This window comes from Bradyrhizobium sp. LA2.1, assembly GCF_040547725.1.
Taxonomy (GTDB): domain Bacteria; phylum Pseudomonadota; class Alphaproteobacteria; order Rhizobiales; family Xanthobacteraceae; genus Bradyrhizobium; species Bradyrhizobium barranii.
Map to the genome: position 1 here is coordinate 463,140 of NZ_JBEPQI010000002.1, position 15,391 is coordinate 478,530.

General features: G+C 65.6%; 13 protein-coding genes. 9 read left to right on the top strand and 4 right to left on the bottom strand.

The genetic code is table 11. The features are described from left to right. Positions 1-53: 53 nt before the first annotated feature. Positions 54-401 (top strand): GrlR family regulatory protein, encoded by a 348-nt coding sequence (locus tag ABIB95_RS05150; protein WP_063983630.1) that lies wholly within the window; start codon positions 54-56, stop codon positions 399-401. On the opposite strand, the gene ABIB95_RS05155 is transcribed toward ABIB95_RS05150, so the two are convergent. Beyond that, positions 398-1,078 carry an SDR family oxidoreductase gene (locus tag ABIB95_RS05155; protein ID WP_063983629.1) on the bottom strand — a complete coding sequence of 227 codons (681 nt, stop codon included), beginning with the start codon at positions 1,076-1,078 and terminating at the stop codon, positions 398-400. The two genes, ABIB95_RS05150 and ABIB95_RS05155, sit on opposite strands and share 4 nt — an antisense overlap. A gap of 23 nt (positions 1,079-1,101) precedes the next feature. Continuing rightward, complete coding sequence (locus ABIB95_RS05160) at positions 1,102-1,845, bottom strand: tyrosine-protein phosphatase (protein ID WP_354238101.1); 744 nt, start codon at positions 1,843-1,845, stop codon at positions 1,102-1,104. Positions 1,846-1,913: 68 nt separating this feature from the next. Here ABIB95_RS05160 and ABIB95_RS05165 point away from each other — a divergent pair, with 68 nt between their 5' ends. After that, positions 1,914-2,240, top strand: coding sequence for an MliC family protein (locus tag ABIB95_RS05165; RefSeq protein ID WP_063983627.1), 327 nt, complete (start codon positions 1,914-1,916; stop codon positions 2,238-2,240). Between the two features lie 111 nt (positions 2,241-2,351). Here ABIB95_RS05165 and ABIB95_RS05170 read toward each other — a convergent pair whose 3' ends face one another. Continuing rightward, positions 2,352-2,555, bottom strand: a complete 204-nt coding sequence (locus ABIB95_RS05170) for a DUF2735 domain-containing protein (RefSeq protein ID WP_028147811.1) — start codon at positions 2,553-2,555, stop codon at positions 2,352-2,354. Between the two features lie 535 nt (positions 2,556-3,090). Between ABIB95_RS05170 and ABIB95_RS05175 the strand changes: the two genes are divergently transcribed. From ABIB95_RS05175 to ABIB95_RS05190, 4 genes are all read left to right on the top strand, one after another. After that, positions 3,091-4,125: a glutamine synthetase beta-grasp domain-containing protein gene (locus ABIB95_RS05175; protein ID WP_063983625.1), complete on the top strand. Its 1,035-nt coding sequence runs from the start codon at positions 3,091-3,093 to the stop codon at positions 4,123-4,125. Positions 4,126-4,322: 197 nt separating this feature from the next. Further along, positions 4,323-5,024 (top strand): GrlR family regulatory protein, encoded by a 702-nt coding sequence (locus tag ABIB95_RS05180; RefSeq protein ID WP_354238102.1) that lies wholly within the window; start codon positions 4,323-4,325, stop codon positions 5,022-5,024. Positions 5,025-5,042: 18 nt separating this feature from the next. Next, positions 5,043-5,726 carry a substrate-binding domain-containing protein gene (locus ABIB95_RS05185; RefSeq protein WP_354238103.1) on the top strand — a complete coding sequence of 228 codons (684 nt, stop codon included), beginning with the start codon at positions 5,043-5,045 and terminating at the stop codon, positions 5,724-5,726. A gap of 32 nt (positions 5,727-5,758) precedes the next feature. After that, positions 5,759-6,580 carry a tetratricopeptide repeat protein gene (locus ABIB95_RS05190; protein ID WP_354238104.1) on the top strand — a complete coding sequence of 274 codons (822 nt, stop codon included), beginning with the start codon at positions 5,759-5,761 and terminating at the stop codon, positions 6,578-6,580. A 1-nt stretch (position 6,581) separates the two neighbouring features. On the opposite strand, the gene ABIB95_RS05195 is transcribed toward ABIB95_RS05190, so the two are convergent. Next, a complete protein-coding gene (locus ABIB95_RS05195) occupies positions 6,582-7,040 on the bottom strand; it encodes a hypothetical protein (RefSeq protein ID WP_354238105.1) in 459 nt (152 codons plus the stop codon). A 48-nt stretch (positions 7,041-7,088) separates the two neighbouring features. Here ABIB95_RS05195 and ABIB95_RS05200 point away from each other — a divergent pair, with 48 nt between their 5' ends. The 3 genes from ABIB95_RS05200 (at position 7,089) to ABIB95_RS05210 (ending at position 15,275) form a co-directional block, all read left to right on the top strand. Beyond that, positions 7,089-7,337: a hypothetical protein gene (locus ABIB95_RS05200; protein WP_354238106.1), complete on the top strand. Its 249-nt coding sequence runs from the start codon at positions 7,089-7,091 to the stop codon at positions 7,335-7,337. Positions 7,338-7,703: 366 nt separating this feature from the next. Further along, positions 7,704-11,504: an autotransporter domain-containing protein gene (locus ABIB95_RS05205; RefSeq protein ID WP_354238107.1), complete on the top strand. Its 3,801-nt coding sequence runs from the start codon at positions 7,704-7,706 to the stop codon at positions 11,502-11,504. Between the two features lie 258 nt (positions 11,505-11,762). Continuing rightward, positions 11,763-15,275, top strand: coding sequence for an autotransporter domain-containing protein (locus ABIB95_RS05210; protein WP_354238108.1), 3,513 nt, complete (start codon positions 11,763-11,765; stop codon positions 15,273-15,275). Positions 15,276-15,391 lie beyond the last annotated feature (116 nt).

Genomic DNA, 15,391 nt, shown 5'->3' on the forward strand with positions numbered 1-15,391 from the left:
GGAACCGATGGTGCGGTTATCCTGCGACCGGGACAGTCGGGCGCTTTACGAAGATGACGATCAGGAATGGCCTCTATCACATTCGCATCGAGATGCTGGATGCCGTCCAGGGCGGCAATCAGGGCGTCATGGTGCTGCGCGACGGCACCATGCGAGGCGGCGATTCATTCTTCTTCGCCTATGGCAGCTACACCTCGGCCGACGGCAAGTGGAAGGGCGAGTTGACCAACGAGGAGCATTCGCCCTCGTTCGACGAGCGCCCGGTGTGGGGCCGCAAGGTCGTGACTATCGGCTTCAGCGGCACCTACACAGGCGAGACCGCCTATGGCGAAGGCATCGCGCTCGCCGGCAAGCAGAGCATCCGCTTCAAAGGCGATCTGCGGCTATTGGTGCCGGACTAAACCCGGCCGCTCACCGGGATCAGCGCGCCGGTGACGCCGCTCGCGGCATCGCTGACGAGGAACAGGATCACTTCGGCGAGTTCCTGCGGCGTCACCCATTTGGAAAAATCCGCCTTCGGCATGTCGGCGCGGTTGGCCTTGGTGTCGATGATCGATGGCAGCACCGCGTTCACGGTCACCTTGCCCTTCCACTCGTTGGCAAGCGCCTCGGTGAGGCGATGCACGCCGGCTTTCGACGCCGCATAGGGGCCCATGCCGGAACCTGCCTGAAGCGCGCCCATGGCGCCGATATTGACGATGCGGCCAGCCCCGGACGCGGCGAGATGCGGCAGCGCCGCGTGCGAGGTGTTGAGGGCCGTCAGCACGTTGAGCGCATGCATGCGCTGCCACGTCTTGATGTCGCCGTCGCCCACGGTCTCGAACGCGAAGCCGCCGGCGATGTTGATCAGCGCATCCAGCCTGCCGAAGTGCTTTGCCGCCGCCTCGACCGCCGTCTTCGCTTGTGCTGGGTCGGACAGATCAACGCCGCCGATCTCGATGCGTTCGGGCGTTGCCGACATCTGCGAGGGCGCGTGATCGATGCCGGCCACACGCGCGCCGCGCGCCAACGCTGTCTCGGCGACAACCTTGCCAAGGGCGCCGAGCGCGCCCGTCACGATCAGAACCTTGCCTTGCATCGTCGTTCTCCCGGCACGGCCGCTTACGATTGCAGATAACGCGCCTTCAGCGCGGTTTGCTCCGGTGTGCCGAGCTTGAGGCCGTCGCGCAAGTAGGTTTCGAGACCGCCATATTCGTTGGAGACGGCCTCGAAGGCAGCACCAAGATATGAGGCTTCGACGCCGCCGATCGCATCGAGGACGTCGGCGGGAAGATCGGAAGCGTTCGATGCGTCGCGCCTGTAGTGTTGGTTGGTCAACAGGTAGTCCTCGGCAATGACCTCGTCGGCCACGCCGAGCGCATGCAAGATCAGCGCGCTTGCAAAGCCAGTGCGGTCCTTGCCGGCGGTGCAGTGGATCACCAGCGGCGCGCGGTCTTCCAGGAGATGGTCGAACAGCGCGCGAAAACTGTGCGTGTTGTGGCGGACATAGTTGCGGTAGGACTCCCGCATGAGCTCGAGCGCGACCGGCGCGGTGAGCCTGCCCTTGGCAAGCTCGGCGCGCAGCGCGGCCACCACGGTCGGCTCGATCGGCAGCGAATGCACGGTGATCTCGTTCACGACGCAGACGCCGGCCGCGCGCTCCTCGACGCCGCGAAAATCGAAGGCGCTACGCACGCCTAGCGCACGGACGATCTCGACGTCGGCGGCCGTGAGCTGGCCGAGATGGTTGGAGCGGAAGATGTGGCGCCAGCGCGTGGTGCGGCCATCCGAAGTCGGATAGCCGCCGAGGTCGCGAAAATTGCTGGCGCCTTGCAGGGCGAGGTGGCGGGCAGGGGAATCTGGCATGAGATCAGCTTGGGTTATGTTTCCACTGGACGCACTACGGCGTCCTTGAGTGCATTCAGGGGGTAATCATGGGCCGGCACAAGGCCATTGTTTTGGCGATCACCATGCTGTCGGGCGGAATTATCGGTGCGGGACAGGCGGATGCGCAGACGTTCCGGACCTATCGCTGTGCCGATGGTACGCAGTTCATCGTGGGATTTTATGACGATGACAAACGCGCCTTCCTCCAGATCGACGGCGAACCTGTCACGCTGAAGAAGCGGCTGGCGCTTTCTGGCACCCGCTATTCGGGGGCAGGGATCACACTGAGGATCGGCAAGACCGGAGCGACCACGGTCCAGCATCTGAAGCGGCCGGTCACTTCCTGCACGGTGATCGAAAAGCCCGCCCTCTAGCCGGGAGTCCAGCAGGAATCAAAAAGGGCCGAAACCTCGTTGTTTCGACCCTTTTTCAAACTTCCGTCGGACGCTTGCGCGAGCGCGGCGGTATCATACCAAACACAAACATTAGCGTTCCCATTTGGGCTTTGCTTCGTCGACCGCATCCTGGTGGTACCAGCTGTCGCTGCAGATCGAGACGTTCGCGGGAAGCGAAGCATGATCGGCGGGAAGACGGGTGTCGCCATAGCGGCGTCCGGCGAGAGCCGCGCGGCCCCCGACAGGGAATTGGTAGATCGTTGCAGATCCGTGATTCAGACCATTATTCATCATTGCGATTGCTCCTGGGTCGAAGCGCCTTGGCCTCCATGGTGCGCCCGACTCGTTCGATTGTGGTTACTGGATTCTCCATATCGGCCGCGCATCCCGAATTGGAAAGTGCTGAAAAGGAAATCAGTTGCTGCCTAATCTGTAGGCATGTGACCCTCTGCATCCCCTAAGGCACCGTGTCGGTGGCTAACGCCTGGGCCATTCCAAAGGTTGCTAGGCAGGGCGCAGGACTTTGCGAAAGTTGCCGGACGTTGATGCGCGTTTCATCGGCAACCTCCGGCAACGGTGCGTCTGCTCCAGAATCAGGCGTTTTCCGCGGGATTTTTGCGGTGCAGCTTCACGCGAAGGTGCGCGGCTATGACGCATGCCGCCGAGGACGGTTTGCCGTCGGCGGGCCGATCCCGGCGGCGGTGGAAAACCTCCCGCGCTGCGGCCTTTTGGCACGCAAAATGCTTGTAGAGGGTCGGCCGATGATGGCCGGGTACAAACGTGCGGGGGCTCTCAACCCCACCTTTCGCATCATCTACAGAGAGGCTCAATGACCAAGTATAAGCTCGAGTACATTTGGCTCGACGGATATACGCCGACTCCGAACTTGCGCGGCAAAACACAGATCAAGGAATTCGCGTCGTTCCCGACGCTCGAACAGCTTCCGCTCTGGGGCTTCGATGGCTCCTCCACGCAGCAGGCCGAAGGCCACAGCTCCGATTGCGTGCTGAAGCCGGTCGCCGTGTTCCCGGACGCCGCGCGCACCAACGGCGTGCTCGTGATGTGCGAAGTCATGATGCCCGATGGCAAGACCCCGCACGCCTCCAACAAGCGCGCCACCATCCTCGATGACGCCGGCGCATGGTTCGGCTTCGAGCAGGAATACTTCTTCTACAAGGACGGCCGTCCGCTCGGCTTCCCGGCCTCGGGTTATCCGGCGCCGCAGGGCCCGTACTACACCGGCGTCGGCTTCTCCAACGTCGGCGACGTCGCCCGCAAGATCGTCGAAGAGCATCTCGACCTCTGCCTGGCTGCCGGCATCAACCATGAAGGCATCAACGCGGAAGTCGCGAAGGGCCAGTGGGAATTCCAGATCTTCGGCAAGGGCTCCAAGAAGGCCGCTGACGAAATGTGGATGGCCCGCTACCTGATGCTGCGCCTGACCGAGAAGTACGGCATCGACATCGAGTTCCACTGCAAGCCGCTCGGCGACACCGACTGGAACGGCTCGGGCATGCACGCCAACTTCTCGACCGAGTACATGCGTACGGTCGGCGGCAAGGAGTACTTCGAGGCGCTGATGGCGGCCTTCGACAAGAACCTGATGGACCACATCGCCGTCTACGGCCCGGACAACGACAAGCGTCTGACCGGCAAGCACGAGACCGCGCCGTGGAACAAGTTCAGCTACGGCGTTGCCGATCGCGGCGCCTCGATCCGCGTTCCGCACTCCTTCGCCAACAACGGCTACAAGGGCTATCTGGAAGACCGCCGTCCGAACTCGCAGGGCGACCCATACCAGATCGCTTCGCAGATCCTGAAGACGATCGCGTCCGTGCCGGCCGACAAGAAGGCCGCGGCCTAAGATCCTCCCGGCCCGGGCCGGGGGGCTGGCCCGGGTTGGTCTTCAATCCGCCGGAGCCGAAAAGGCTCCGGCGGATTTTTGCATTCCGATGACAGCCGTCGTTGTGGGTCTGCCGGCCATGCCGGCTTGAAGTCTGTCCATCGCCGGCGAAACCGGGATAGAATGCCCCGGGATGCGCGGGGCCGGGGACACGGCTGGTGTTTGAAGGCTTCTACAAGGTGCGATTTCAGCTCGGCGACGCGGTCGGCCGGAGCGTGATGCATGTCGGCAATGGCAAGATGCTCGGCGGCAATTCGGCCTTCGCTCATATCGGCAGCTATGAGAGGACCGAAGCCGGCGTCGACATCGTCATCAAGACGGTCCGCCACAACCCCGACCCGAACTACCGCGCCATGGCCGGCACCGACGATGCGACCTTGCTTGCGAAAGGCTGGGCGGACGGCGATCTCTATCGCTTCAAGGGCGAGCTGAAAGAGCTGCCCGGCGTGCCCTTCCAGTCGGTGATGACGCCGATCACTGAAGACGAGGTGCCGATCGCGGGCGGCGTCGGCGAGGCCGGCATCGCCGACGGGCTCTATTCGGTGCACCTGCGCATGCTCGACGGCGTCGATGGCGGCCTGACCGGCGTGATGCTGCTCAACCAGGGCCGCATCCTCGGCGGCGATGCCTCGTTCTACTATCTCGGCAGCTACACTGCTGCGAATGGCCGCTGGAAGGGGCAGATCCTCAACCAGGAGCACACGCCGGCCAAGGACGATCCGATCTTCGGCGGCCACGAGGTCGGCATCGGTTTCTCCGGCACCTATGACGCGGAGCAGGCGGTGCTGGAGGCAACGGCGCTCGCCGGCAAGCGCAGCCTGCGCCTGACCGCCGCGCTCAAGCTGATGCATCGCGCCTGATCGCGACAGGAATAGCCCATGGAAAAAATTCGCATGCTCTCGACGCTCGGCCTGATGGGCGCGATGCGCAGCCTGTCCTCCGCCTTCGAGGCTGCCCACGGCATCCATGTCGATGCCGACTTCGCGCCAACCCTGGCACTGCTGAAACGGCTACGCGACGGCGAGGCCGCCGATCTCGTGATCCTCACCCGTGAGGGGCTCGACGAGATGATCGGCGAGGGCCGCGTGGCGGCAGGTAGCGCGGCCGATCTGGCGCGCTCCTTCGTCGGCATTGCTGTGCGGGCAGGGCGCGTGCATCCCGACATCTCCACCGAAGCTGCATTGCGCAAGTCGCTGCTCGCGACGCGATCCGTCGCCTATTCGCGGCTGGGCGCGAGCGGTGTCTATTTCGCCCAGCTGATCCAGCGATGGGGTATCGCGGCCGAGATCAACGCCAAGGCCACCATCGTCGAGCAGGGCTTTACGGCGGAGCGGCTCGTCAGCGGCGAGGCCGACCTCGCCGTGCAGCAGATCAGCGAGCTGAAGCAGGTCGATGGCATCGAGGTCGTCGGCCCGATCCCGCAGGATTTGCAGACACCGGCTGTGTTCTCCGCCGGCCGCATGGCCAACGCCAGACATGCCAAAGCGGCCGATCGGCTGCTGCGCTATCTGGCATCGCCGGAGGTCGTACCGGTGCTGCGCCAATCGGGACTCGAGCCTTGAATTTGCCGGAGCAGAGACGCAACGTGGCGCCCATGCGGACTTGTCTCCTTGCCATCCTCCTCGCGCTTGCAGCGCCGTTATCGGCGCATGCGCAGTCGGCCGATCTCGTCCTGTGCGACCGGCTGGCCGCCGATCCCAGCGACCCCGACAAGCCGGCCGATGTGAAGGGCGTGACGGAGCTTGCTGCATCCGACATTGCGACCGCCGTCAAATTCTGCAAGCAGGCCGCACCGTCGTCGCGGCGCGCGATGTTCGCGCTCGGCCGCGCCTATGCCGCCAACCGGCAGACGGCGGAGGCGATCGCTGCCTGGCGCAAGGCGGCCGACAAGGGATCGAGCGCGGCGATGGTCGAGCTCGGTGTCGCCTACGGCACCGGCTCCGGTGTTGCGAAAGACGAAGCACAAGCACGCAAGCTGTTCGAGCGGGCGGCGCAGGCCGGCAATCCTCGCGGTGTCAGCAATCTTGCCGCGCTCGGCGGCGCCGGCGGTGCTGCGCCGGCCGACCCCGCACAGGCGCGCGCGCTGCTCGGCAGGGCGGCCGAGACCAACGCGGAGGCGCAGTACCAGCTTGGCCTGATGCTCTCCAACGGCAACGGCGGGGAGAGGGACGACGTCGCGGCGCGCGCGATGTTCGAGAAGGCGGCGGCGCAAAACCATCCCGGCGCGCTGGAGCGGATGGGCGCCTTCGCGCAGGAAGGCCGCGGCGGTGCCAAGGACAAGGACGCCGCAAAGACCTACTACGAACGTGCCGCCGCGCTCGGCGACGAGGACGCCAAGAAGGCGCTGGAGCGGCTGCGCTGCCCCTATGCGATCAAGGACAAGCAGGGCAAGCTCGTCACCACGCTGTGCTTCTAGCTCACTTGTAGTAGTAGGCGACGTTGTTGCGGGCGTCGCGATAAGTCGTCTCGAGAAAGTCCGGATATTGAGCGGCCGCGCGCGCGACGGCGCGCACGACGCACTCCCAGAAATCGCCGTTCCAGTTGAAGTGCTCGAAGGTGGCATCTTCGAACTTCACGGCGATGATGATGGCCTCCCGGATTGCTGCGTCATCGGCGCGTGGATGGGCGCGCTTCACATAACCGAACATCGGCCCTTCATGGGCGTGGTCGCGGTCGTAGCGGTACTTCGCGCGGAACTGCTCCGGCGTGAGCGTGCGATTGACGCGAACCTCTTCGTCGCTCGGGCGTCCGTCGAGTGAGTCGAGCCGGTAGCGCCGGCACCAGAGCTCGAAGGCCGCATCGAGCAGCGGCTGCTTTGCAGCGCTGGCAATGATCGTTGCGATTTGCGCTTCGGCTGAAGGCTCTGTCTGGTTCATGCCGCTTTGTCGTGCGCTCACTCCGGCGGGTTCGAAGGGGCCTCAAGGATGAACCAGCTCCGGCACGGGCCGTTGAATCACAACATGAGGAGGGCCGCCCGGGATCGCACGAAACAAAAAGTCAAAAACAACCCCATGCACAGTAGCCAAGTCGTCGAAATCACTAAGTTCGTATTTTACGAAAATCAATTGACCCGTCGGGCAAAACAGGGGCATGATGGCATCATGCGGCGAGTGGGCTCCGCTCCCGGCCCTGCGCTGAAAAGCCGGATGACCTCGGTGCGTCTGAGTTCGTAGCGCATGATTCGAGGCTCCAGTTTCGGGGCTTGAATCATGTCCGCGGTGATACCATCAAGCCGCATTGGCCCTGCGAGGCGCCGCTAACTGGTTCGACCTGGTCGCGAATGACCCGCAACGGACCTCGCCTCTTAAGCCAACTGGTGACGTTCATATCCTGTCCGCGTTCCTCCTGTGATATTAATGACGCAATCGGCCAGATACGGCGCGCACTTTGTCGGAAGACCGATATTAGTCGGACACCGCGATGTTCCCCCGCTAAACCTGATACCGCAGAGCCCCGCTTAACGGGTCCATGCGCGACGGGCGCCGCAACGGCGCAACGGAATTTCAAACGTCGCTCTCTGGGCTGCGGGGAGATTTGGGTTGTCTTATTTTGTAGCGTCTGAAGGCGCGCTGGAAGCCGGCGCGGCCGTTGTTGCGCGCAAGCGATCGATTAGCCGCTTTGCGGCGCTGACCTTGGCCGCGTTGTCCCGCCGCCTGCTGGGCACCAGCTCCATGGTGGCGCTCGGACTGGTCCTGGCGACATCGACGCCATCGCGCGCCACCGACTGGACCGGCGGAACCTCAACCGACTGGTTCACCGCCACCAACTGGTCGGCCGGCGTTCCAACCAGCGCGGGCACCGCGAAGATCGACACCGTCGCGCCCAATGCCACAGTGGTCGGAGCGACCGGCGCGCAAGCGAACACTGTCATTGTTGGCTATTCAGACACCGGCACGCTGACGATCCAGAACGGCGGCACGGTGAGCAGCGGTCTCGGCTATCTCGGCCTCTTTGCCGGCTCGACCGGCACCGCGACGGTTGATGGCGCCGGCTCGGCCTGGACCAATTCCGGCTTGTTCATTGTCGGCCAAGCCGGCACCGGCACGCTGACGATCCAGAACGGCGGCGCTGTGAGCAGCGCCACCGGCTATCTCGGCGCCTTTGCCGGCTCGACCGGCACCGCGACGGTTGATGGCGCCGGCTCGGCCTGGACCAATTCCGGCAACCTCGTTGTCGGCAATTCCGGCACCGGCACGCTGACGATCCGGAACGGCGGCACGGTGAGCAACGCCGGCACCGGCTATCTCGGCGGCGCCTCGACCGGCACCGCGACGGTTGATGGCGCCGGCTCGGCCTGGACCAGTTCCAGCCTCATTGTCGGCTTTGACGACACCGGCACGCTGACGATCCAGAACGGCGGCGCGGTGAGCAACGTCACCGGCCATCTCGGCGTCAATGGCGGCTCGACCGGCACCGTAACGGTGGATGGCGCCGGCTCGTCCTGGACCAATTCCGGCGACCTCGTTGTTGGCAGTTTCGGCACCGGCACGCTGACGATCCGGAACGGCGGCGCGGGGAGCAACGTCATCGGCATCCTTGGCGCCAATGCCGGTTCGACCGGCACCATGACGGTCGATGGCGCCGGCTCGTCCTGGAGTTCCAGCGGGCTCTATGTCGGCAATTCTGGCGCCGGCACGCTGACGATCCGGAACGGCGGCACGATGAGCAACGCCGGGTTCGGCTATCTCGGCTTCAATGCCGGCTCGACGGGCACCGCGACGGTTGACGGCGCCGGCTCGACCTGGACCAATTCCGGCGACCTCAAAGTTGGCAATTCCGGCACCGGCACGCTGACGATCCAGAACGGCGGCGCGGTGAGCAACGCCGTCGGCTTTCTCGGCTCCCTTGCCGGCTCGACCGGCACCGCGACGGTTGATGGTGCCGGCTCGGCCTGGACCAATTCCGGCAACCTCGTTGTCGGCAATTCCGGCGCCGGCACGCTGACGATCCGGAACGGCGGCACGGTGAGCAACGTCATCGGCGATCTCGGCAACAATGCCGGCTCGACCGGTACCGTAACGGTGGACGGAGCCGGCTCGTCCTGGAGTTCCGGCGCGCTCTATGTCGGCGATTCCGGCGCCGGCACGCTGACGATCCGGAACGGCGGCGCGGTGAGCAACGCCACCATCGGCCATCTCGGCTTCAATGCCGGCTCGACCGGCACCGTGACGGTTGATGGCGCCGGGTCGTCGTGGACCAATTCCGGCCTCGTTGTCGGCTTTCGCGGCACCGGCACGCTGACGATCCAGAACGGCGGCGCGGTGAGCAACGTCGGCAACGGCTTCCTCGGCTACAATGGCGGCTCGACCGGCACCGCGACGGTTGATGGCGCCGGCTCGACCTGGACCAATTCCTTCAACCTCTTTGTCGGCTATTTAGGCACCGGCATGCTGACGATCGCCAATGGCGGCACCGTCTCGACGGCTTCGGGCATGCAGATCGCCGCTTTTGCCGGCTCGACCGGCACGCTCAATATCGGCGCCGCCTCCGGCCAGGCCGCGACCGCGCCGGGCACGCTGACCACGCCCTCGGTCGCGTTCGGGGCAGGCACCGGCAGCATCGTCTTCAACCACACCGCCTCGAACTACAACTTCGCCCCGGTCATTTCCGGCGCGGGGTCGGTGACGGTGGAGAACGGCACCACCATCCTGACCGCGACCAACACCTATAGCGGGGCGACCACGGTCAATGGCGGCACGCTGGCGGTCAACGGCTCCATCGCCAATTCGGCGGTGACGGTCAATGCCGGTGGCACGCTCGGCGGCAACGGCACCGTCGGCAATACCACCATCAACGGCGGCGGCGTGCTCGCGCCCGGCAATTCGATCGGCACGCTGACGGTCGGCGGCAATCTGGCGTTCAGCACCGGCGGCCTCTACCGCGTCGAGGTCTCGGCATCGGCCGACCGCACCAATGTCACAGGCGCCGCAACGCTCACTGGCGCCACCGTGCAAACGGTCTTCCAGCCGGGCAGCTATGTCAGCAAGAACTACACCATCCTGTCGGCGGCCGGCGGCCTCGGCGGCACCAGTTTCGGTGGTGTGAGCGGGCTGCCGAATTTTAATGCCGGCCTGAGCTACACGCTGTCCGATGTGTTGCTGAACCTCACGGCCTCGCTCGGCGCCGGCACCTCGCTGCCGGGCAATCCGCAGACCGTCGCATCCACGCTCAACAACTTCTTCAACAATGGCGGCGCGCTGCCGCCGGGCTTTGTCGCGCTGTTTGGTCTCACCGGCAGCAATCTTTCAGCCGCGCTGTCGCAAACCTCCGGCGAGACCGCGACCGGCTCGCAGCAGACGACCTTCAACGCGATGAACCAGTTTATGGGATTGCTGACCGATCCCTTCATCGACGGTCGCGGCGATGGCGTTTCAGCGGGATCATCGGCGGGCGCATCGGCCTATGCCTCGCCGGACAGGTCGCGCTCCGGTGCGGCGCGGGACGCCCATGCGATGTTCACCAAGGCGCCCGTCATGGCCGATCCGTTCGCGCAGCGCTGGAGCGTGTGGGCGGCAGGCTATGGCGGCTCGCAGACCACGGACGGCAACACGACACTCGGCTCCAACAACACGACCAGCCGCATCGCAGGCACCGCGGTCGGCGCCGATTACCGTATCTCGCCGAATACGCTGGCAGGCTTTGCGCTGGCGGGCGGTGGTACGACCTTCAGCACCGTCAATGGCGGCTCTGGCCGATCCGATATGTTCCAGGCCGGCGCCTTCGTCCGGCACAATGCGGGCGCGGCATATCTCTCCGGCGCGCTGGCCTATGGCTGGCAGGACATCACCACCAACCGCACCGTGACGGTGGCCGGCATCGACCAATTGCGCGCGCAGTTCAACGCCAATGCCTTCTCGGGTCGCGTCGAAGGCGGCTATCGCTTTGTCAGCCCGTGGATGGGCGGCATCGGCATCACGCCCTACGCAGCAGGCCAGTTCACCACCTTCGACCTGCCGGCCTATGCCGAGCAGGCGGTATCCGGCGTCAACACCTTTGCGCTGGCCTACGCATCAAAGAGTGTCACCGATACGCGCAGCGAACTCGGCCTTCGCAGCGACAAATCATATGCGATGCCGGACGGAATCTTCACGCTGCGAGGGCGCCTGGCATGGGCGCATGATTTCAACCCCGGCCGCAATATCGGCGCGACGTTCCAGACGCTGCCGGGCGCATCCTTTGTCGTTGGCGGCGCCGCGCAAGCCAGCGACTCCGCGCTCGTCACCGCTTCTGCCGAAAAGAAATGGCTGAACGGCTGGTCCGCCGCCGCCACTTTCGAAGGCGAGTTCTCTCAGCTCACCAAGAGCTACGCCGGCAAGGGCGTCGTGCGGTATGCGTGGTGAGGTGGCGGCTTCCCGAACGACGCCTCTCCAAAGCCATCTGGTGATGTCGATATCCGCGTTCCTCCTGTGATATTAGTGACGCAGTCGGCCAAATACGGCGGCGCGCTTTGTTGGATGCCGATATTGGTCGGACTCCGCGATGTTCCCCCGCTAAACCTGATTCCACAGAGCCCCGCTTAACGGGTCCATGCGCGACCGGCGCCGCAACGGCGCAATGGAATTTCAACGGTCGCTATTTGGGCTGCGGGGAGGTTTGGGTTGTCTTATTTTGTAGCGTCTGAAGGCGCGCTGGAAACCGGCGCGGCCGTTGTTGGGCGCAAGCGATCGATTAGCCGCTTTGCGGCGACCATGCGCGCGGCGATGACGCGCGCGGCGCTGTTCGCCGGCGTCTTGCTCGGCGCGCTCGCGACCGGAGCGCAGGCCCAGACGGTGATCAACGTCACGGTCGCCAACGACACCGGCACCACCTCGGGGGGCTCGACTGGCGGCGCCGGCACGCTTAGCGCCGCGCTCGCGCAGATCAATGCTTCCACGCCCCCCGGCGGCTTCATCATCAACCTGCAGACCAATGTCACGCTGTCAGGGCCGCTGTCGCCGATCTTCAACTCGGTGACCATCAACGGCAACGGGTTCACCATCAGCGGCAACAATTCGCAGCGCATCTTTATGGTCGGCGTTGACACCGCGACGCAGACCATCGCGGGGGTGGCGGGCTCGATCATCGCGGACCGCCCTCAGGTGGCGATCAGCAACGTCATCCTGTCCGCGGGCCTCGCCCAGGGCGGCGGCAACGGCGCCGGCGGCGGCATGGGGGCGGGCGGCGCGCTGTTCGTCAACCAGTCGGCCGACGTGACGCTGAGCAATGTCAGCTTCGCCAACAACAACGCGAAGGGCGGCAACGCAACAACCAACACGTTTCGCGGCGGCGGCGGCCTCGGTGGCAGCGGCGGCGGCAGCGGCGGCGGCGGCATCTTCGGCGGCGGCGGCCCCGGCGGCGGCGGCATTTTCGGCGGTTCCGTTGCCGCTGCCGGCGGCGGCGGCTATAGCGGCGCCGGCGGAAACGGCACGAACGGCACCGCGGGCCTCCTGTCGATAGCCGGCCTCAACGGCGCCGGCGGCGCCGGATTTGGTGGTGGCACCACGGGTGGTGCCAATGGCGGCGGCGGCGGCGGTATCGGAAATGCGGGCGGGGGTGGCGGCTTCGGCGGCGCAAGCAGTTCCGGCTCGACCGGCGGGGCGGGTGGTTTCGGCGGCGGCGGCGGCACCGGCTTGAACGGCGGCGGCGGCGGTGGTTTCGGCGGCGGCGGTGGTGGTTTCAGCGGCCCTGGCGGCGCCGGTGGCTTCGGTGGCGGCGGCGGCGGCGGCGGCGGTGCGGGCGGCTTTGGCGGCGGCGGCGGTGGCGGCGGCGGCGCGGGTGGGTTTGGCGGTGGCGGCGGAGGCGGCGGGACCGTTGGGGCGGGTGGCTTTGGTGGCGGCGACGGCGCCAGTGGCGGGAACGGCGGCGGCGGCGGCATGGGCGGGGCGGTGTTCGTGGTCAAGGGCGGCTCGCTCACCATCAACGGCAACGGCTCGACCTCGGGCGGCAGCGTAGCCGGCGGCACCGGTTCCAATGGCGGCGGTGCGGGCTCGGCCTTAGGCACGGGCCTCTTCGTGCAGGGCTCGACGCTGACCTTCGGTGGCAGCGGCAGCTACACGGTGTCGGACGCCATCGCCGATCAGAACGGTTCCGGCGGCGCCGCGGCCTCGGACGGCCTCGGCGGCACCGGTGGATCGAGCGCCATTACCAAGAGCGGCATCGGCACGCTCAGCTTTTCTGGCGCCAACACTTATACTGGAGCTACGACGATCAATGCCGGCACGCTAAGGGGCGCTGCGGCGAACACATTCAGCGCTACGAGCGCGACGACAATCAACACCGGCGGCACGCTCGATCTCGGTTTGCTGGCACAAACGATCAATATCGTTTCGCTATCGGGCGGCACGTTGGCCAACGGCGCGTTGACCGGCGCAGTGACCTCAAGCGGCGGCACGCTGAACAGCCTCGGCGGCGGCATGACGCTGACGGCGAATAGCGGCGCGACCAATGTGACGGGCACCAACACCTTCACAGGCGCGACCACGGTCAACGGCGGCCTGCTCTCGGTCAACGGCACGAGCACGGCCAGCGCGGTGACGGTGAATGCCGGCGGCACGCTCGGCGGCAACGGCACGGTCGGCAACACGACCATCAATGGCGGCACGCTGGCGCCCGGCAATTCGATCGGTACGTTGACCGTGCAGGGCAATCTCGTGTTGACGGCCGCATCGAGCTACATGGTCGAGGTGTCGCCTTCGGCGGCCGACCGCACCAACGTCACCGGCGTGGCGACGTTCGGCGGCGCCACCGTCAAGGCATCTTTCGCAGCCGGGGCCTATGTCGCAAAGCAATACACCATCCTCAACGCCACCGGCGGTATCGGCACCAGCACGTTCGGCTCGATCGTCAACACCAACTTGCCGGGTGGTTTCGCGTCGAGCCTGAGCTATGACGCCAACAATGCGTATCTCAATCTCGTTCTCAGTTTCGGGCCGCCGCCCGGGACGGGTCTCAACAACAACCAACGGAACATCGCCGACCCGATCGTCAATTTCTTCAACTCCAACGGCGGTATTCCGCTGGCGTTCGGCGGGCTGACGCCGGCGGGACTGACCCAGATCTCCGGCGAGACCGCGACCGGCTCGCAGCAGACGACCTTCAACGCGATGAACCGGTTCATGGGGGTGATGACCGATCCCTTCATCGACGGTCGCGGCGATGGCGTTTCAGCGGGGTCATCGGCGGGCGCATCGGCCTACGCCTCGCCGGACAAGCCGCGTTCCGGTGCGGCGCGGGACGCCCATGCGATGTTCACCAAGGCGCCCGTCATGGCCGATCCGTTCGCGCAGCGCTGGAGCGTGTGGGCGGCGGGCTATGGCGGCTCGCAGACCACCGACGGCAACACGACACTCGGCTCCAACAACACGACCAGCCGCATCGCAGGCACCGCGGTCGGCGCCGATTACCGTATCTCGCCGAATACGCTGGCAGGCTTTGCGCTGGCGGGCGGTGGTACGACCTTCAGCACCGTCAATGGCGGCTCTGGCCGATCCGATATGTTCCAGGCCGGCGCCTTCATCCGGCACAATGCGGGTGCGGCGTATCTCTCCGGCGCGCTGGCTTATGGCTGGCAGGACATCACCACCAACCGCACCGTGACGGTGGCCGGCATCGACCAGCTGCGCGCGCAGTTCAACGCCAATGCCTTCTCGGGCCGCGTCGAAGGCGGCTATCGCTTTGTCAGCCCGTGGATGGGCGGGGTGGGCATCACGCCCTACGCCGCAGGACAGTTCACCACCTTCGACCTGCCTGCCTATGCCGAGCAGGCGGTAACCGGCGTCAACACCTTTGCGCTCGCCTACGCCTCGAAGAGTGTCACTGATACGCGCAGCGAGCTCGGCCTTCGCAGCGACAAATCATATGCGATGGCGGACGGAATCTTCACGCTGCGAGGGCGCCTGGCATGGGCGCATGATTTCAACCCCGGCCGCAATATCGGTGCGACGTTCCAGACATTGCCGGGCGCATCCTTTGTCGTTGGCGGCGCCGCGCAAGCCAGCGACTCCGCGCTCGTCACCGCCTCCGTCGAGAAGAAATGGCTGAACGGCTGGTCCGCCGCCGCCACCTTCGAAGGCGAGTTCTCCGACGTCACCACCAGCTACGCCGGCAAGGGCGTGGTGCGGTATTCCTGGTAAGTTGACGATTTCCGGTTTTGGCCCTTCGCATCATTTCGCTGTGCTGCGGAATTTGGTAGCTATCGGGGGCATAGCGGACTCTGGCAAGCCGACCGATCGGCTGATTTATGGGATCA